Origin of the sequence: Mycobacterium sp. 852002-51971_SCH5477799-a (assembly GCF_001667145.1) — a bacterium.
GTDB lineage: Bacteria > Actinomycetota > Actinomycetes > Mycobacteriales > Mycobacteriaceae > Mycobacterium.
The window spans coordinates 34915-54198 of record NZ_LZIF01000104.1 but is presented as its reverse complement, the minus strand read 5'-3'; the positions used below and the strand labels follow the sequence as shown (position 1 = coordinate 54198).

At 65.9% G+C, this 19284-nt stretch carries 13 protein-coding genes; 2 read left to right on the top strand and 11 right to left on the bottom strand.

Annotation, left to right across the window (positions count from 1 at the left end; genetic code table 11):
- Window positions 1-41 precede the first annotated feature (41 nt).
- Both A5753_RS15520 and A5753_RS15515 read left to right on the top strand, forming a co-directional pair.
- Window positions 42-422, top strand: coding sequence for a hypothetical protein (locus tag A5753_RS15520; RefSeq protein ID WP_067129665.1), 381 nt, complete (start codon window positions 42-44; stop codon window positions 420-422).
- Window positions 415-3270, top strand: a complete 2856-nt coding sequence (locus A5753_RS15515) for an RND family transporter (protein WP_067129764.1) — start codon at window positions 415-417, stop codon at window positions 3268-3270. The genes A5753_RS15520 and A5753_RS15515 overlap by 8 nt, the downstream gene beginning before the upstream one ends.
- Here A5753_RS15515 and eccCa read toward each other — a convergent pair.
- The 11 genes from eccCa to A5753_RS15465 form a co-directional block, all read right to left on the bottom strand.
- Window positions 3251-7465 carry a type VII secretion protein EccCa gene (eccCa, locus tag A5753_RS15510; protein WP_067129662.1) on the bottom strand — a complete coding sequence of 1405 codons (4215 nt, stop codon included), beginning with the start codon at window positions 7463-7465 and terminating at the stop codon, window positions 3251-3253. The two genes, A5753_RS15515 and eccCa, sit on opposite strands and share 20 nt — an antisense overlap.
- 3 nt (window positions 7466-7468) lie before the next feature.
- A complete protein-coding gene (gene eccB, locus A5753_RS15505) occupies window positions 7469-8956 on the bottom strand; it encodes a type VII secretion protein EccB (RefSeq protein ID WP_067129660.1) in 1488 nt (495 codons plus the stop codon).
- A gap of 2 nt (window positions 8957-8958) precedes the next feature.
- On the bottom strand, window positions 8959-9795 hold the full coding sequence (locus A5753_RS15500) for a transglycosylase (RefSeq protein WP_067129658.1): 837 nt from the start codon (window positions 9793-9795) through the stop codon (window positions 8959-8961).
- A gap of 285 nt (window positions 9796-10080) precedes the next feature.
- On the bottom strand, window positions 10081-10992 hold the full coding sequence (locus A5753_RS15495; protein WP_067129656.1) for a hypothetical protein: 912 nt from the start codon (window positions 10990-10992) through the stop codon (window positions 10081-10083).
- A 90-nt stretch (window positions 10993-11082) separates the two neighbouring features.
- Complete coding sequence (locus tag A5753_RS25225; RefSeq protein WP_369829323.1) at window positions 11083-11733, bottom strand: DUF5631 domain-containing protein; 651 nt, start codon at window positions 11731-11733, stop codon at window positions 11083-11085.
- A gap of 1522 nt (window positions 11734-13255) precedes the next feature.
- The gene (locus A5753_RS15485; RefSeq protein WP_067129651.1) at window positions 13256-13831 is read right to left on the bottom strand and encodes a hypothetical protein; all 576 of its coding nucleotides are present in this window, start codon (window positions 13829-13831) and stop codon (window positions 13256-13258) included.
- Window positions 13832-13976: 145 nt separating this feature from the next.
- Window positions 13977-14537 carry a hypothetical protein gene (locus tag A5753_RS25220; protein WP_082971342.1) on the bottom strand — a complete coding sequence of 187 codons (561 nt, stop codon included), beginning with the start codon at window positions 14535-14537 and terminating at the stop codon, window positions 13977-13979.
- Window positions 14538-14800: 263 nt separating this feature from the next.
- The gene (locus A5753_RS15480) at window positions 14801-15130 is read right to left on the bottom strand and encodes a DUF2563 family protein (RefSeq protein WP_067129754.1); all 330 of its coding nucleotides are present in this window, start codon (window positions 15128-15130) and stop codon (window positions 14801-14803) included.
- 134 nt (window positions 15131-15264) lie between these two features.
- Complete coding sequence (locus A5753_RS15475) at window positions 15265-17244, bottom strand: alpha/beta hydrolase (RefSeq protein WP_067129649.1); 1980 nt, start codon at window positions 17242-17244, stop codon at window positions 15265-15267.
- A 26-nt stretch (window positions 17245-17270) separates the two neighbouring features.
- Window positions 17271-17780 carry a pullulanase gene (locus A5753_RS15470; protein ID WP_067129647.1) on the bottom strand — a complete coding sequence of 170 codons (510 nt, stop codon included), beginning with the start codon at window positions 17778-17780 and terminating at the stop codon, window positions 17271-17273.
- Between the two features lie 24 nt (window positions 17781-17804).
- Entirely contained in the window at window positions 17805-19247 is a 1443-nt protein-coding gene (locus tag A5753_RS15465; protein WP_067129645.1) for a CCA tRNA nucleotidyltransferase, read from the bottom strand.
- Window positions 19248-19284 lie beyond the last annotated feature (37 nt).

Genomic DNA, 19284 nt, shown 5'->3' with positions numbered 1-19284 from the left:
GCACGACGCGCCGCGGGCCGCTGCTTTCCTAACGTCGAGTCATGACATGGACACTGCTGCACGACCGCATGGCCTTCATGGCCGAGGTGATACGAGCCGCCGAGACGGACCCCGAGGCGGCACTTGCGTTAATCGACAACTCATCCGAGGTGTCCGAGCTGTTCGGCGACGAGGAGGGCTTGATGCTTTCGCTGGGCCACCGCTGGATCACGATGCTGGTGGCCAAGCTGGATCAGGCGGCCCACGTGGGCGAATCGGCCGAACAGGTGCGTGCCGATCTCGAGGCAGCCCATCCCGGCCTGCACGCGTTGGTGAAGATCGGCACCCGTCGCTCGGTGCGCGTGCGCTCGCTTACGCGCGGTGAGCATGTGGCCGTCGGGTTGTTCGGCGGGCCCACCAATGATCGGCAGACCGTTGCATGACCGTCTGGGCAACCTTGCGCGACTGACCAGCCGGTACGCGGTCCTCATCGTCGGCCTCTGGGTGCTGGCGGCGGGAATCGCCAATGTGGCGGTGCCACAACTGGAGCGGGTCGTGGACTCCCATGCCCGGTCCTTCATGCCGCCCAGCGCACCGAGCGCGACGGGCGCCGCCCGGGCCGCCCAGTTGTTCAATCAGACGCCCAGCAACAACTTCGTTTACGTTGTGCTGGAGCGCAATCAGCGGCTCACACCGCAGGATCGCCAGTTCTACGACGCGCTGACGACATCACTCGGTTCGGATCAGCGCCACGTGTACGCGGTGACAGACTTGTGGTCGCAGCCGGCCACCGCCGCCGGCGCGCAGAGTTCGGACGGCAAGGCGGTCAGCGTGATGGTGCGGCTGGCCGGCATGCTCGGCACCGCGCAGGCGCGCGACTCGGTCGACGCCGTGCGCGGTACCGTCCACAGACTTTCACCGCCGGCCGGTCTCGCAGTCCATGTCACGGGTCCCGGAGCCACGATCGTCGACGAATTCTCCGCGATCGATCGGCAGATGCTCGGGATCACCGCCGCCACCATCGGCCTCATCCTGCTGTTGCTGCTGGTGGTCTACCGATCACCCGTCGCAGCGGCGATCCCGCTGATCTCGGTCGGACTCGCCCTGGCACTGGCCCGTGCCGTCGTTGCGGCCCTGGGTCAGTCCAATGTAGTTGAGGTTTCGCTGTTTTCGGTGGCACTCATGGCGGCCATGACACTGGGGGCCGGTACCGACTATGCGATCTTCCTGGTCGGTCGCTACCACGAAGGCCGGCGCCACGGCGTGGCCCCGGCCCAGGCGTTGACGCAGGCCTACCGGTCCATCGCGCCCGTGGTGATCGGATCGGCACTGACCGTGTCGGTGGCGCTGGCGTGCCTCGTCTTCGCGAAGGTGGGATCTTTCCGCAGCGCCGGATTGCCCTGCGCCATCGGCATTCTCGCGACGATGGTGGCGGCCTTGACCCTGACGCCCGCGCTCATGAGCCTGGCGATCCGCCGCGGATATCTCGAGCCGCGGCCCTCGAGAACCGCGCGCCGCTGGCGCCGCGTCGGAACGGCGGTCGCGCGCTGGCCCGGACCGATCCTGGTCACCGCGCTGGCGTTGACCCTGCTGGCCGCCCTGCCGCTGCTCAGCATGCGGGTCGGGTTCAACGAACCCGCCGCCACGCCGTCGTCCACCGACTCCAACCGTGGCTATGCCAGCGCCGACCGGCATTTCGCGGCCAACGCGCTGCTGCCAGACGTCATCGCCGTCGAGGCCGACCACGACCTACGCAATCCGGCCGGGCTGATCGCGATCGAGCGGATCACCCGTCACGTCATGGCCGTACCGGGTGTGCGCGCGGTGCAGTCCGCCAGCCGCCCGGACGGCAAGGTGCCCGAACAGGCGACGTTGAGCTATCAGGCCGGTGTGCTCGGCCGTCAGTTCGGTGACACCATGGATTCGCTGACCCAGCGCCTCAAGCGGGTCTCCGAACTCGACACCGCGCTGGCGCAGACCCAGTCTGCGGTCGACGGATTGAGCACCGGATTGCGCGGCGGCAGTTCCGGATTGGCCGACATGTCCGGCGCGGCGCAAGATATGCGGGCCGGGATGGACGGACTGCAGAGCAATGTCACGACGGTGTCGGGTTACCTCGACCCGCTGCGCGACTTCGTCGGAAGGACCCCCGACTGCGCCACCAATGCGATCTGCTCGACGGTGGACCGTGTCCTGCAGCCCGTCGACAGCCTGGTGCAGACGTCTACCCGCCTGGGTTCGGGTGCGGCGAAACTCACCAGCGGATCCAGCACGGCCGCCACCGCGATGGCGACCCTGCCGCAGAGCGTGGCGTCGATGAAAGATGCTCTGGGACGAGCGCGTTCGGCGACGCACGACCTGCTGAGTCTGTCCGATACGCTCGGCCCCCAAATGCACCAGCTGACCGATTACCTGAACGAGATCGCCACGCAGTTCCAGGGCAGTGCAGCGGCCGACTTCTACATGCCGCAGCGGGCGTTGACCGACCCGCGCTACACCACGGCCCTGGGCCACCTGATCTCCGGAAACGGGCGTGCCGCTTACCTGCTGGTGTACGGCGACGGGGCGGAGTGGGGTGCCGACGGCGCCAAGCGGGCAGGCCAGGTGCGCGCCGCCATCAAGGAGGCCACCAAAGAAGGCACCCTGACGCCGACCGAGGTCGACCTCGCCGGCGTGGGCCCGGTGACCGCCGACCTGCAGCGCTTCGTCGCCGGCGATGCCACGCTGCTGGCGGGCGCCGCGTTGGTGCTGATCTTCCTGATCGTCACGGCCATGCTGCGCAGCCCGGTAGCGGGGCTGGTCGTCATCGGGACCGTCGTCACCTCCTACGCCTCGGCCCTCGGCGCCAGCGTGCTGATCTGGCAGCACCTGCTGCATCAGGACCTGCACTGGGCGGTGGCGCCTTTCGCGTTCATCGCGCTGATCGCCGTCGGCGCGGACTACAACCTGTTGCTCGCGCTGCGCATCAAACACGAAGCCGCGGCGGGCCTCAAGACCGGGATCATCCGGGCCTTCGGCGGCACCGGCGGGGTGGTCACGATCGCCGGCATCATCTTCGGGCTGACCATGCTCGCCCTGTTGACGAGCAGCGTGCTCAGCGTCGCCCAGATCGGCACGGCCGTCGCGGTCGGGTTGTTGCTGGACACTTTGGTGGTGCGGGCGTTCATCGTGCCGTCCATCGTGGCCCTGCTGGGACGGTGGTTCTGGTGGCCGAGCCCGCTGCCCCGCCGCGCCGTCGCACCGGGCGTGAAAACGCCCGAGCCGCAACCGGTTACTGCTGGGGCGGTATGACCGAAGACGGCAACCCGACCAGTACGCCCTCGACGTCGCCGTCGACGCTCACCAGTAGGCCACGCCCCGGCGGCAGTGTCTGCGCCCGGACGTTGCGGTTGATCCGGTTCTGCGGGTCGTTGTCCATGTAAAGCTGGGCCACCTTCGCCGAGTTCTGGAAGCGCATCCACGGATCCATTTGCGGCGTCGCCCAGTTCGCGCTGTTGCGGGTGGTGAAGACGTGCAGGCCGATCTGCCGCGCGCGCTCCATCAGCTTCCACAGCGCCGCGCCCACCGGAGGTTTGGGCGGGTAGCTCTGATCCGGGCGCAAGTCCTGGATGTCGTCGATGAGGACGAAGTGGCGCGGTCCGTCCCACGGTTTGAGTGCGCGTAACTCCTCCTGGCTCAGGCCTTTCGGAGGCAGCCGGGGCAGCAGCACCTGCTGGGCCAGCGCGGTGACCACCTCGTCGATCTCGTCCTGGTCGTAGGCGTAGGCGCGCACGTAACCGGGTCCGTGCAGATCACGCAGACCGTGCGGCGCGGTCTTGGGGTCGATCAGCGTCAGCTGCGCTTCCTCCGGGCTGAATCGGTTCATGATCGCCTCGCCAATGGCGACCAGCGACAAGGTTTTTCCGCAGCCTTGGCGTCCCAAGATCATCAAGCCGGGGCTCTCGCGCAGCTTGATCGGAACCGGCCCCAACTCGTGACGCTCACCGATGGCGAAGGCGATCGAGAGGTCGTCCCCGCTGGGGCGCGCGGCCTCGTACTCCAGGATCGCCTTCAGCGTCACCCGCTGCGGCAGTCGCTGCAGGGTGGCGTGCTTGGTGACTCCCGCGACCTCCGCGATGCGGGCCCCGACGTCGACGATGCTCACTATCGCGCCGGTGTTCGGATCTGCCAGGGCCGGAACACCCACCCGCAACTCGTGCAGGCTATCGGTCAGACCGAAGCCCGGCCGGTTCAGCGTCCGCCGCGCCGCGTCGCGTGACTCCAGCGACGAGTGGCCCATCTGACTTTCGCTCGGGTCGGCCAGCCGCAATTGGATTCGCGCCGTGGCGTTTTGCAGCAGGCTCTGTCGCTGGCCATGAATCCAGCCGCCGGCGCTGCACATCACGTGCACCCCGTATTCGGGGCCGCGGCTGCTGAGCGAGATGATGCGGTCGCCCAGCACGGTGTCCTTCGAGTACAGGTCGTCGTAGTCATCGACCACCACGAAGACATCGCCGAAGGGGTCGTTGGCGTCGGTGCCGCCCAGTCCGTCGCTGCCCGGGGCGAAGCGGCGTTCGCGGAAGCCGTCGAGGTCGATCTTGAGGCGCCGGAAGGAGTCCTCGCGGGCGTCGATCAACGCGTCCATGCTGCTCAAAATGCGTTCGATGCCCTCGGCGTCCTTCGGCGAGACAATGTCGGTGACGTGGGGAAGCGAGGCGGCCTGGGCCAGGGTCGCGCCGCCGATGCAGAAGAACGTCACCCGCGAGGGGCTGTACATGGTTGCGGCCGAGCACATCAGCGTCATCAGCGTGGTGGTCTTGCCGCGCTGCTTGGCGCCTACCACAATGACGTTGCTGCGCAACGCATCCACCGCATGGACAATCTGCTTGGACTCTTCGGGGATGTCCATGACACCTACCGGGAACATCAGCCCCGGGTTGCGCCCGTAGTCGACGTGCCACGGTTTGCCGCGGTATCCAGCGACCAGGGCGTCGATGGACTCGGGCTCCTCCAGCGGCTCCAGCCAAGGCCGGCGCGGTGAGCGGTGAGGCACATCGCGCAACGATTCGCGCAGCACATCGACGACCTTCTTGCGTTTGAAACCGTCGTCGTAATAGAGGAATTCGTCGGGCTCGGAGTCGACGGCGGCGGCGGCTTCCAATGCCGAGGCGTCGGAGGCGTCCAGCGGCTGGAACTGCCAGTTGTACAACCGCGGCTTGGTCAACGTCATGTCGACGGTGGTGGCGACCTCCTTGGCCTTCGGCACCACAAACGGGGCGGAGAGATAGAAGCAGCGGAAGGGTTCGAGATCCCGCGGCCCCACCTTGAGCAGACCGAAACCGTTTTCCTTCGACGGCAGGTGGTAAGCGGCGTCCGAGCCGATGACCTCGCGGCTGTCATCACCGGACTCGGCGCGCAGCGCGATGCGAAACGCGATGTTGGACTTCACCTTTTGCAGCGACGACAGGTCCAGCCGCTGCCCGCCCAGCATGAAGAACACGTTGGCGCCGCGGCCCTCCTGGCCGATGTGAATGATGAGATTGATCCATTTTTCATGGTTGGCGAACAGTTCCAGATACTCGTCGACGATGACGAGCAGGACCGGTACCGGGGGCAGATCGCGCCCGGCAAGCCGGATCTCTTCATAGTCGTTGGCGTCGCGGGCACCCACCGAAGTGAACAGCTCGTAGCGCTGTTTGATCTCGCCATCGATGACCCTGCGCATCCGCTCCGCCAAGTGCCGCTCATCCTTGCCGAGGTTCGACAGCGCGGCCACCACATGGGGAATGCCCAAAATGTCCTGCGCCGCCGATTCGAACTTCATGTCGACGAAGATGACGTTGAACGTTTCCGGGGAGTGGGTCAGCGCGATGCCGTAGACCAACGACAGGAAGAACTCTGACTTCCCCGAGCCGCTGGTACCGATGACCACGGAGTGAAACCCGAAGCCGCCGAAGTCTTTCGCGCGGATCGTGATGTTCTGCAGCTCGCCGTTGGGCTTGGCGCCGACGGGCACCTCGCACCAACGCTCGTCGCCGCGTCCCCGCCGCTCGGCCCACAGGCGGTCGACGTCCAGGTCGCGGGGGTCGCTGATGCCCAGGGCCCGCAGCAGTTCGGTTGCGCCGCTGACCGAGTCGGCGATCTCGCTGCGGCTGGTCGGCGACCAGCGGGCCATCGTCCGCGCGTACCGGTAGGCGCGGTGCACGGAGAGCTGGTCGGCGTGGGCGAAGAACTTGTTGCGCACCCGCAGCAGCGGCGCCGGGCGGTCGTCTTCGCCCTCGGCGTCAGAACCGTTGCGATGCAGGACTACTTCGCCGTTGACCGAACCGTTGGGCGAGCTGTGACGTTCGCTGAGGTCGAACACCTGGTCGTTGGCGAAGCCCACGCCGGTGCCGATGCGTGAGGCGATGCGCAGCAACGTGATTCCCGCTTTACCGACCTGCCCGACCACGCTCTCCCACGCGTCGGGGCTGCCGGTGTTGTCATCGATGATCACCAGGTGCGGGCCGAGATCGACCGTGTCGGCGCCGGTTTCCAGTGTCGAGCCCATCGCGGTAGGGCTGGCCGCGGCCAGCGGAGTCCAGGCGCCGCGCTTGCCCTTCATGTGCAGCTCAGCGCCGAGGGTCTCTTCGAGTTCTTCGGGCGTGGCGAAGACCAGGCGCCGAAACCCGCACGCGTCGAACAGCTCGTCGTGCAGGTTGTGCGGCAGCCAGACGATCCACGACCACACCTCGGGGTTGCGGGTCACCACCAGGAACTTCACGTCGCGCGGGTTGTGGAACACCGCCAGCGAGCACAGCACCGAGCGCATCAACGACCGTAGCCGGTCGAGATCCTCGCCGACGAAGCTGAATCCGGGCGCCGAGCGCAGGTTGACCACCTTGGCGATGTCGCGAATCTTGCGTTGCTCCAGGATGAAATCGCGGAGTGCCTGCCCGGTGACGGGTTCGAGCTCCTCATCGGAGGCAATGTCGGGCCACGTCACCGAAAGCACCGAGTCCGGTGCGTGCTGCACGCCCGTGCCGAGCCGCACCTCCAGGAAGTCGGCGTCGCCGCGCCCGCGTTCCCACATCCGGGGGCCGCCGATGATGGCGCCGAGCCCGCGGGGATCGGAGTGCACCAAGTTCTGCCATTCGCGTTGCGCGCATACCGCGGTCTGGATCTCGTCGCGGTTGCCGTCGAGGTCCCGAAGATAGCGACGACGACCCTTCTCCATTTCGCCCCAGGTGATCTTGCGGGCACGACCGAAGCGGCCGGAGAACGCCAGCATGCTGAAGGCGCCGATCCCCATCAGGGGGAAGAAGCCAGTGGTCAGGCTGCGCACACCGGAGACGTAGAGCATGACGATGGTGCCGATGAGCGCAACGATGAGCGCCGGCACTCCGATCATCACCCAGATGTTCCGGGGCTCGCGTTCCGGCAGCGCGATCGGCGCGCTGGGTGCTACCCGCACCGGTTTCGGCGGCTCGATCTTGACGCGGTTGATGGGGAACGCTTTCTTGGACATTCTCTAGCCTCCCGGCTTCGCCGATGTCGTCACCACAGCCACCTTGCCGAGCGCCGGGACGGTGTCCCGCGCCAAAAGCGCTGCCTCCCTTGACAGCGCCGGGCCCGCGGCGAAGGTCCGCAGCAGCGGCCAGGGGGCCTGAACCGCCGATCCCGGATCGAGCCCGAGCGCGCGCAACGTCGTGTCGTCGTTGGTGATGCCGAACCGCACCCCGTTGTCGGAAACCCAGAACAACGATTCCCGGGAGTCGGAGGTGACCACACCGCTGGTCGACGTGACGAAGTTGGCCGCGCCCGGCAACACCAGCACCTGGTTGGCGACCACCGAGGCCGGGTCGCGGTCGTCACGCACCAGGTGGACGATGCGGTTGTCCAGGTACGACGGGGTGGGAAGTCCGCGACCGTTGTAGACCACAACGCGCGCCTGCGGATCGGTCGAGCCCTTCTCCCATCCCACACAGGTGGTCGGATCCGCCGCGCTGTCAATGAAATTCAGGCGCTTGGTCGGGTAGTAGTCCATCGCAAGCGAGGACACCTCGGGAATGTTGACCAACACGTCGGGCGCCACGACGCGGGGCGCCGTCGAGCCGTAGGAATTGGCGCTGCGCAACAGGTCGGCGACGAAACTGGTGATTTTTTGGATGCCGTCGGGCAACAGAACGTAAAACTGCTTGCCGCCGCTGGCGGTCTGGGCCTGCAGCACCGCACCGACCTGTGAGCCCGAGACCCACGTTGAAGGCGTGCCCGCCAGAGGCACCGCGGGCACGCCGAGCGGCTCGGTCGCCGGCAATGCGTCGTGGAGGGCCCGCGAAATCTCCACCGGCAGCGTCACTCCCGGGTCCAGCCCCAGGCTCAGCGTGACCGCCCGGTTCGACGGATCGATCTGCGAGCGTTTACCGCCCCAGATCACATAGGTGTTGCCCTCGAACGTGACCAACACCCCGGCGTCATCACTGAGCGGTGTGGCGCGGTCGAAGCCGTCGAGCTGTCCGGCGATCGAAGTCACCACTGGGCGCTCGGGGCTGCGCGGTCGTCCCGCCGTGTCACACACCGCCCACGCCGACGTCGCCCCCCGATGAACCGGCATCGCCGCCGGCGCACCCGGGATACCGACCAGCGGCCCGGTCGGATACTTCGCTATCTCAGCCGGTTTCACCCACGTCGGCTGATTCGCCGTCCCAGTGGCCAGCCGCGCGGACGTCAAATTCAGCACCGGGTACAGCCGGCCGTCGATCCTGGCGTAGAGCGCTCCGGAATCACGGTCGCCGATGATCGCGGAATCACCCACGATGCCAGTGGGTTTCAGCACATTCAGCAGCAGCATCCAGCCCGACGCGATGGCGACCAAGAGTATCGACAACACCAGCGCGGCCGTCTGCTTGCGGTCGTCGTGTTTCATGCGCACCGAGAAGCGGGTGGTCGCCGCGCGCAGCCGCCGGTTGTAGAACAGGTGCCCGGAGTTCTGGTCACGGTTGGACAAACTCAGCGGCATGCTCAATACCCCTTGGGTGCTCGGTGAGGATCGGCCTGCTGAATCCGATCAGCCAAATTCGAGGCGTCGACGGCCACCCCGTAGCGGCCCATCGCATAGTTGATGAACGCGCACGCCTGCGCCACCAGATTGTGGATTTCGCGCGAGGTGCCCGGCTGGTGATACGCCGCGAAGGTCGGCGCGATGAATTGCCAGGCGCCCTTACTCGGTGTGCCCCGTGCCGCGTTGGAATCCCAGTCGTTAACCGCGTTCGCGTTGTAGTTGGATTCGCGGCGGGCCACCAAATCCATGCCACGCTCCCAGCGAGCGCGCGCGGCAGGGTCGTGAATACCCTTGATGTCCAAGGCTTTACGGATGGCTGCCAACACGGCCTGGCGTCCGCTGGCCTGATTGCTGTGCATCGACCGCCCTCGAAGGTAGTGCAGGCGTCGCAGTCTGCGCGCGAGCAGCTTTGCCCGCCGGCGCGATCCGGTGACGTGGCGGTGTTGGGTCCGCAACCGCGCCGCCATCCGGGCGACCGCCTCGCGTCGGCCCATCGGCGTGTCGGCGGCCGGCGTCGTGTCGGTTAAGGCGGCGTCGAGCACCGATCGCGTCGCCGCGTGGCCCTGCGTGTGATCGGCACGCGCCGCGGTGATGATCTGTCCCAGCATCCGGTCTGCATGAGCCGACCGCGCCAACTGCTCTATCGAAGAATCCGACCGAATAGCCGCCGCGCTGGGCAACCCAGCGGTGCGATGCGTGAGCGCCTCGGCGCGGGCCTGTGCTTCATCGATGCCGTGGTCTGTGGGGAAGCCCGCGAACAGATCGTGGGCGCGGGACAGCGCCGTGATCGCTCGCATTCTTAGTGGATCGGTCACCGCGATCCCCGCCGTGATTCACCTGTGCGCCCTCGTGGCGCCGCATCCTTGCCGGACACTTCGCGCTCGTACTCCCACACCCTCCTGGCCGCGTATTCCGCGGTCGCTGCAGACGTACCAATAGTGCACGTATCGACAGTTGCAGTGTCAATAACGGGCAACCCAACTTGATGTGTGCGTTGGGATCGGCCGGCCGCGATTACGTAGCGACCTTACTGCCGGGCGAACCTTCCGACCACTCACCTTCCGGTGGGTTGGTAAGCAGGCCTATTCTTTCGGCTCGTCATCGGACGGCATGATCACGATGCGGCGATTGGGCCGGTTGGTGACCACAGTCGGCTTAGCCTCCCCGGATTTGTTGCCGGGGGTACTCGGCGGGATGGTCAAACGGCCCTTGACCGGCTGGCCGTTGGGCACACCGGGGGCCGTGACCCGTTTTTCGACCGGCTTGTCTTTGTTGCCGCCTTCGCCACCGGCACCCATCGCCCCCGGCGGCATCATCGGCATGCCGGTCATGCCGGATTGCCCGGGCATGGCGGGCATCCCACCGGCCGGCGGCATCATGGCCGCCTTTGCGGCTGCGGGCGTGGTTGGCGGGGACGACGTCGGGACCGGGGGTGGCCCCAGTGAGCTGGCCGGCGTGGTGCCGCCGCCCCCGAGGCCTCCACCGCCGCCGCCCAGTCCGGAGCCGCCGCCCAGTCCGGAGCCGCCGCCACTGCCCACGCTGTCGACCAGATGCGCGCTGTCGGCAAGCCCGGCGCCGTGGGCGCCCTGCATCGCGCTCATCAGCGGCTGCAGGGCGCTTTGACCAGCCTGCATTGCCTGCTGGGGCAGCTGCGTCATCGGCCCCATGATGCCTCCGATCGCCCCGCCGATCGCACCGGTCACGCTCTGCAGCATCTGCTGGACCATTTGCATGTCCTGCTGGCTATTTGCCTCGTTGGCTGGGAACTTGGCTTCCGCATCAGCGGCGTGGGCGCGGCGATCCGCGTCTGCTGCGGCGGCGTCTGCTGCGTCTTTGGGAACGCCGGCATTTCCCGCTCCGCCTAAGGCCCCCTGCCAACCGTCGGCGAATGATGTGCCGCCGGGCGGAACTGGGCCAGCCCCTGGTAACGCTGCGGGGATCCCGTCATGCGTTGTACCGGGAGACAGTTTTATGTTCTGCCCTGGGCCGCCCAAAATTCACCTCCACCCCTCAGCACAAGCAATCGGATCTAGGCCCATTTTGTCACAACGCCGCGAAATCGGTATTCAGGTCGAAAGTCGGCCCTAGTGGCCACTCCGACGACTGATCGCGTCAAACCACGCCAAGTGATAGTTCGCGAGGTACTCATGCCCATCGATCAGCGCCTCGATGGCCGCCAAAAGCATCCAATCTCCGACCACCGCTGGGTCGTGATTGGGATAGGCCGCTAGTACCGAATGCTGAACTGCTGCGGCGCATTCGCGCAACATCTCGGTTTCGCTGTCTAGCACACCGGTTTTTCGCACTGCCGGTGCCGCGACGGCTTGGGCGATACGTGGTAGACCATCCCGCCGGCGCACGGCATCGACCAGGGTCGGTCCGAGCTCATCGACCTGAGGCGCAGCCGAGCGGGCAGGCCGGTCACCGCTGAGCGCGGGCTCGTCGGGACCCGGTTCGCCGACATATGTGTTGGCGTAGTGGGCAGCTGCGACCGTGACGACGCCGAGCAAGTCCACCACGTTCGCATCATGACGTCGCGTTGTCGGCTCGAGCAGCGTTACATGGGCAGGCAACCGGACGTGCGGCGGAATCCACCCACCGGCGAGGTCGGTGACCAGCAGCGTCGTGATGCCGTCGTCGCGCAGCCCCGCCGCCCACGACAGGCGCGGTTCTTGGCGAGCTACCGCATCGACGAGGCGTTGCAACCGCTGTTGCTCGGCCGTCCTTGCTGACACGGTGCCAGCAGTCGCGCCCGTCGCCGCTGAAGCTGCCGATGCGCCAACCATCGTGGATGACCCCGCGCCGGCCTGGCCTGCGGCTCCGGAGGCCGTCCGTTCCACCGGAGATACAAGAGGCCCGCCTGCCCCGCCCGCAGAGGGGGATGATGCCGGCGAAGACGCTACCGGCGCACCCGACACGGGACCGGAGGGCGCAGAAGGCACCGACGGGGGCGCCACGACTGGCGGGCGTAGGTCGGAACCGTAGGCGGGCAGCGGACCAGAGGGGATCGACGAGGTGCCACCGAGGGTCGGCGCGGGCGACGACCATGAGCCACCGGTCATTACGGGCGCAACTGATGTGGCTCCCCCTGTGGCTACCGGCGCGGGCGACGGTGCCGGGGGCGCATCGACCGGTGTACCCGTCGGGATGAATGCTCCCGCACTGGGTACGGTCGGTGTGCCTGCAGGTGTGGTTGGTGGAGCTTGAGGTATCCCGGAATCCATCGCTTGTAGCGGCCCCGCCGTAAACGCTTGCCCGCCAGGGCCCGTGGCTTGTCCCGTTGCTAAGCCGGAGGTGAAGGCTTGGCCCAAATCGGGCTGGAGGCCCTGCCCCATCCCGACTGGTGAGGTCGAGATTGGCGCCCCGCTGTGTACGCCTGGCATTGCGGGCGATACGGGCCCACCACCGCTGGGCATCTGGACGCCTGTTGAGGGGGCTGCTGGTGGCGCGCCGGGGAACTGGACGCCGTGGCCCTGCGCGCCGCTCACCGCTGGCCCTCCTGGTGATGGCCCAGCGGTACCGCCGACGCCCGACGCTTGTACGCCATGTCCCTGCAGCCCGCCGACCGCGGGCCCTGGCGATGGACCAGTCGTACCGGCTCCGCCTGACGCGTCGCCACCATGGCCTCCGCCACCACCCACAGCCGAGGAACCACCCGGCGTGCCTCCCGGGGAATGCAAGTCGGCACTTGTTAGCTGAGGCGGAGCCGAAACGTCCCCTACACTGAAGCCGTTTGCTGCGGCCCAGCTCCGAGCATTACCACCAATACCTTCAGCATCAAGAATCTTCTGCGTCGCCGCCATCATCTTGTCGGCCGCATCCCGGCTGGCGTTCGCCGCTTCGGCATTGCAGCGCGCCTGGACAGCTTGCACTTCCGCTAATTGCTCGGGCGGCGGCTTCTTCGAGGCAAGGATTTCATCTATCTCTTTATTGCCCGTATTCGCTATCTCCGACAGGCGGCTGCGCAAATAATCGATAGCGTCCGCGCCTGAATTGAAGGACGCCGCCTTCGTCTGGTACTTCTCCGCGAGATCCAGGTGAAACTTCTCACCCTGTTGATATCGGGAAATAAGATCGTCGGCCGTGTGACCCTCGTTGTGAGCCGCGATCTTCGTCCAAAGATTGCGCAGGTGTTGCGAATATCCTTGCTGCTCCGCAGAAGCATGACTCCAGTGTTGTGCGCCTGCGCGCAGAGTCGTGGACGGCGCTGGCCACCATGCACCGACGAGCGCTGCCGACCATTTACCAGGCGGAAGATCAACCGCCACTGCATACCTTTTTCATTACCGAGTCCTTCGCGATGACGTCGTCTAAGGCAGCTCGATATTCCGCATCGCTCGCGACGGAGCTATTGCCCATAACAGTCACGGTCCCGTAGGCCGTTGCCAAGGCGCGGGCGGCGTCTCGATGGTTGTTATCAAGAGCAGGAGCTGCCGACGCCATGTCGAGCATCACGGCGCCATTGGTATCGGCGATACGGGCCAATGCCTTGTCATTGCCGCTGGTGTCCACTCCCACCGCTCGCGCTACCAGCCGGTACGTGTCGCAAAGCGTTTTCTGCGCTGCGTCAATTTCAGCCGGGCTATAAGACGGCGCCGCAGCGATAGCGACCGGTCTTGGCGCTGTCGGTCGCTTCAGTGCTACGACTAATGAAGCAACAGCCAAAGCGGCAGTCACAACTACCGCGATCGCCATCCACGGACGTGGACGAGATGCTGGCCGTGGGAAATGCGGTGGTGGCCGATTTCCACTGGGTCGCGAGGCTGATGACCTTTCACCTTGGCTCGAAGGCAGGTCTCCCACTCGTTTCCTCCTCTGGTCCGCAGACCTCATGTGCAAACCTTGCAACCTGCCATGGCGCCTTGGCCCGTTGTAATAGTGGAACAGGCAACCGGATGTCAGCAATTCACTGCACGTCGCAACTTTCAATCATTTGCAAGCCGCTGGACGCGTCGCGGAGACGATGGCGCGGCGAAAGTCATGCGGCCCCGCATACCTTTTTCATCGCAGCATCCTTAGTGTTGGCCTCGTTGAGCGCTGACTGCCAAGCCGGGTCTTGGCCGCTCGCCAAACTAGATGTAGCCGCGACGTTGCTGTAGGACTCTGCCAGCGCAAGGGCCGCGGTGCGTTCGCTCGGTGGGAGACCTGGACTATTGTTCACAGCGTTTTCCAACATCACTGCGCCATTCACAGTCGCAATTCCTGCGAACGCCTGATTCGTGCCATTCGTCTCTATTTGCACTGCACGCGCAGCGAGCTTGTAAGCGTCGCACAACTTCTGATGTGCAGCGGTCGTCTGGTCGGCAGTGTACGAAGGCGTCGTCGACGCGGTCGAGGAGGCTGTTGACTGATTGCTCGTAGGTCGTGTTAACGCGATAACGAGGGCCGCGATGCCCAGCAGGACGGCTATCGCGGCCAGGGCGATCGCCGGCCATGCCCGAGGGCGCGGCTGCGCAGGAAAGGCTGGTGCCCGCGGCGCTGAACTGGGCGGGCCAGTGGTCGGCCCCTCTCTCGGAGCTGGAGGCAAATCCCCCACCATGCGTCCTCCTCAAATCTGTTGACGTCCTTCTAAATGGTCTATCGATGATTGTGTACGCAAACTGCTAAATGAGAGAGCAGCGCACCGAACTGACAACCAATCGGCGCGGGTCGCCGTGGGATCAACCGCCGCCATTCCCGCATCTCTGCTTCATCCGTGAACGGGCTGCGGCGCGCGATGACTCAGCGCCCACTGCCCTACCGGCGGCCCAACATAGGGCCCCGCACCCAGATGTGAAGGTGGGTCCTCCGTCACGGCACTCTCTAAACGCTCTGTACCGAGGGACCGGAACTCGGTCGCAGCGCCTTCATGTCGTCGGCGTTGTTGTTGTCCATGCTGGTGAACCCGTTGGCCGCGTGATGTGCCTTGGTGCCGACACCCGTGAGCGTCTCACTGTGGCCCTGCAGGATTTTTACGTGCTGCCCGTGCGCGGCCGAGACCGCGCCGTGAAAGGCGTCGGCCGCAGCGAAGTCACCGAACATGCCCGATGCCACGGTTCCGCCGGCCAACTGATCCGCCCCGTCCTGGGCGTGCCCTCCTGCGCGGTGGGACTGATTGCCTCCGGAATGCAAAAGATCCGTATCGACGAACACCGGCACTCCTTCCAAAGCGTTACACGGTCTCAACGCCGCCTACACCTCTTGATCAGGCTAAATGCGACGCCGCGAGCGGTCAATTCACCCCACGGATCGGGGGCCAACGGGCCGGGCCGACAGCACAGAAACCCCTAGAACCCATGGCCGTTGGTGACCGACCGCGCGGGCCGATCCCATTCGGGATCGACAGTCACGGGCACCTGGATTTCGACATGCGGCAGCGAAACCGTCCCCAAGGGGGTGTGCAACTGGAAAGGAAGGGCGATACGCGCTGCGGCCCGGTCCGGCGCCAGCATGCCTTCGCCGACCAGGCGATCGCCGTGCCCGATGACGATCTCGGTGATGTTGTGCAGCGATTCGCTGCCCACGTCGTAATAGCGCGAGTGGTCGGTGAACCAAGGCATGACGCTGTGTGAGCCCGCGACTTCGGCACGAAACCGTACCGCCCCGAAACCCGCATGCGCTGGGTCGCTGCCCAGCCCGGCCAACGGTCCCACCGGCCCGCCTAGCGTCTCGTTCAGTCCATTCGGGAGGCCGCCGCCCGCCTCACCGATCCAGCTGATCGCATCGGTCGACGCGGCGCCCACATACAGCTTGCCGCCGTTGAGAGAAAAGTCCGCGGCGCGATGCCCCAAATCGGTTCCTGGGCAACCGGTTAGCACTGCGTCGTTGGCGCGCATGCCGCTGTTCGCGAACGCATCGGCAACGGTTGTGGCGCCGTAGGAATGTCCTAGGACTGTGACATGTGCTGGAGTCGGTCCGCCATGTGTCGCGGCCAGGCCGTTGACATCGGCGGCCAACAGCGCCCCTGCTTGCCTCGCCCGCCACGGGGTGCCGACCTGTTCCAATTCAGAGGGATCGGTGATGGCCTGCTGCCAACGCGGTTGGCCGAATTCGGGTGCGTCGTAACCCATCCAGGCCAGCACCGCCGTCGAATGGCTGGGGTCGGCTTTCATTGACTGTTCGTAGAGGTTGATCGCGTCGTCGGTCCCGTCGGACATCCACCCTCCCCGCACGCTGCTGTTGGTGCCCGGGACCATGACGGCCGTATTGCGGGACTTGTCCGGGTTGCCAATCGCGATGGCTGCCCTGCCCTTGGCGTTGAAAGCCAGCGGGTCGTAGGCCCACAGCATGACGGGAAGCCCCTCCGGTAGGTCGGACCTTTTGTCGCGCTCGAGAAAGTCGTTTGTTTTCACCGCGTTCTGGTATCGGGCGATGTCTGTGGCGCACAACTTGTAATCACCGGGGTTGGTGAACACATCCGACTTCCGGTTATTGAGCGCGTCCTCGCGGAGCGCCGAGGGGACCAGCCCACGCTGTCGGGCGGCGTCTTCGACCTTGCGCAAGTCGTCTTTCATTGCCGCCTGGTTCACGGCGTCGCGCACGTCGGCCGGCATGCCGTTCAGGTTGCCCAACTCGCGCGGGCGCTGGTCTATCAACAGCCGCTTTTGGTTGGCACTCAACGACTCCCACCATCGCCTGACCTCCTCTGAGCTGTTGCCCGCCCACGGAATCGATAGTTCGTCGACGCCTTGAACGTCTGCCGGGTCGACCCCCTCGACACGTAGGTCCCCTATGGCGGCTGCAAGCCCGGCCGAATACCGATCACGAATCTGCCTGAGCACCAGCACTATCGCTTTCGTTTCGGTAACCCCGTCCCCGCGCAGATCGTCAGCTGCGCACTGATCGCCTTCTGCGAGGGCATCACAAAGCTCGTCGTCGATGTTCTCTAGGTCGTACTCCAGCGCGGCGAGATACCACGCGGAGGTTCGTTGAGCTTCGGCCAGCGCGGCGGCAATATTCTCTAATTCGATTGCGATCTTGGGTAATTGCTCGGTCTGCATGCTCATTGACCGGGCCACGCGCTGCACCTCGTCGGCGTCGTTGATCGGGTTCTCGCCATTCTGGTGATTCCACGATGCTTCGAATCGACGGCGGGCGGTCTCGAACGTGAGGCTGGCCTCCGCCGTGCATACCCCGGCGTCTCGGAAGGCCTTGGCTAAAGCCGCGATCTGCGCTGGGCGGCCGGCTTGCAGGCTGGCGTCGGTTGACCAGGGATCTCCGCCGGCTTCGGCAACGAGAAATGGAATGCTGATGTGGCGCAGTAGCATTACACCTGGCTAGGTCAGCACCACCCTCACAGCGAGCTCGCGCCGTCGGCGAGACCGTCGCCGTCGGTGTCGGTCAGGCGGACGTTCCATTTGCCGTCGCCATCGGTGTCGACATATCCGGTCACACCGTTGTCGTCGGATCGCAGGACACGGTCGGCCAGCCCGTTGCCATCGGTGTCGACGAGGCGGGCGTCGGCGGGCCCGTCGCCGTCGAAGTCGACCAGTGGACCGCCGGTGTGCTCGACCCCGTCGAGGCCGAACCAGCGCAGTTGGCCGCCGCCCCCGTCCATGGCCACAGCCCACGTCCCGGAGCCGTCGTCGGTGAAGTACGCCTCGGGGGTGCCGTCGTTGTCGATATCAACGACAACATGGTCCACGAGGTCATCGCCGTCGAGATCGGCGAGTGCGTCGTCGCGTAATCCGTCGTGATCGAAATCCAGTCCGATCGATTCGAAGCGACCATCGTGGTCAAGGTCGAGGTCGGGTTGCCCGTGCCAGAAGACGGCGCCGTTATCGCCAGCGAGACAGTAGTCCATGCATATTCGGACGCGTGGATGCCGCTACTCGTTCCCCCGAGACTTCCACCACGCCAACAACTCTGCGGTCGCTTCCTCGTTGTCCAACGGTCCGCGCTCCAGCCGGAGTTCCTTCAAAAACCGCCAGGCCTCGCCGACTTGGGGACCGGCCGGGATGCCGAGCAGCTCCATGATCTGGTTTCCGTCCAGATCGGGACGTACCCGTGCGAGATCCTCCTGCGCGGTCAGCTCGGCGATCCGCGTCTCGAGCCGGTCGTAACTGGCCTGCAGCCGCGCGGCGCGGCGCTTGTTGCGGGTGGTGCAGTCGGCTCGCACCAGCTTGTGCAGTCGGGGCAGCAGCGGACCGGCATCGGTGACGTAGCGGCGCACCGCGGAATCGGTCCACTTCCCGTCGCCGTAGCCGTGAAACCGCAGATGCAGATACACCAGTTGCGAGACGTCCTCGACCATTTGCTTGGAATACTTCAACGCCCGCAAGCGCTTTCGGACCATCTTGGCGCCGACGACCTCATGGTGATGAAAACTCACACCGCCGTTGGCTTCGTGGCGCCGAGTCGCGGGCTTGCCGATGTCATGCAGCAGCGCGGCCCAACGCAGTACCAAGTCCGGGCCGTCGTCCTCTAACGCGATCGCCTGGCGCAGCACGGTCAGTGAGTGCTCGTAGACGTCCTTGTGTTGGTGATGTTCATCGATGGCCATCTGCATGCCGCCGACCTCGGGCAGCACCACCTCACCCATGCCAGTTTGCACTAGCAGATCGATGCCGGCCGTCGGATCCTCGCCGAGCACCAGTTTGTCCAGCTCGGCGGCGATCCGTTCGGCGCTGATCCGCGACAACTGCGGGGCCATCTGTTCGATCGCCTCGCGGACACGCGGCGCGACACCGAATCCTAGTTGCGAAACGAACCGCGCCGCGCGCAGCATCCGCAACGGGTCGTCACCGAAGGACACCTCCGGCGCGGCAGGCGTGTCCAGCACCCGCGCGCGCAACGCCGCCAAACCGCCCAGCGGATCCAGGAATTCACCGGGCCCGTGCGGCGTGATCCGCACGGCCATCGCGTTGGCCGTGAAGTCGCGCCGCACCAGGTCGTCCTCGAGGCGGTCGCCGAATCGCACCTCGGGATTCCGGGACATCTGGTCGTAGGTGTCGGCGCGAAAGGTGGTGATCTCCAGGCGGTGGTCGCCCTTACCGACGCCAATGGTCCCGAATTCGATCCCGGTGTCCCATAAGTTGTCGGCCCACTGGCGCAGGATTTGTTGCACCTGTTCGGGGCGTGCGTCGGTGGTGAAATCCAGGTCGGGACTCAGTCTGCCCAACAACGCATCTCGTACCGAACCGCCGACGAGGTAGAGCTCGTGGCCGGCGGCGGCGAAAGCGGAGCCGAGCTCGGCCAGCATGGGCGCATGCCGATTCAGGGCGACCGCGGCGGCGGTCAGCAGGTCGGCATCCTGGGCGGCGTCTGGCACGTTCGATCAGCCTAGTCGGCCACGGGCGAAAAGCCCC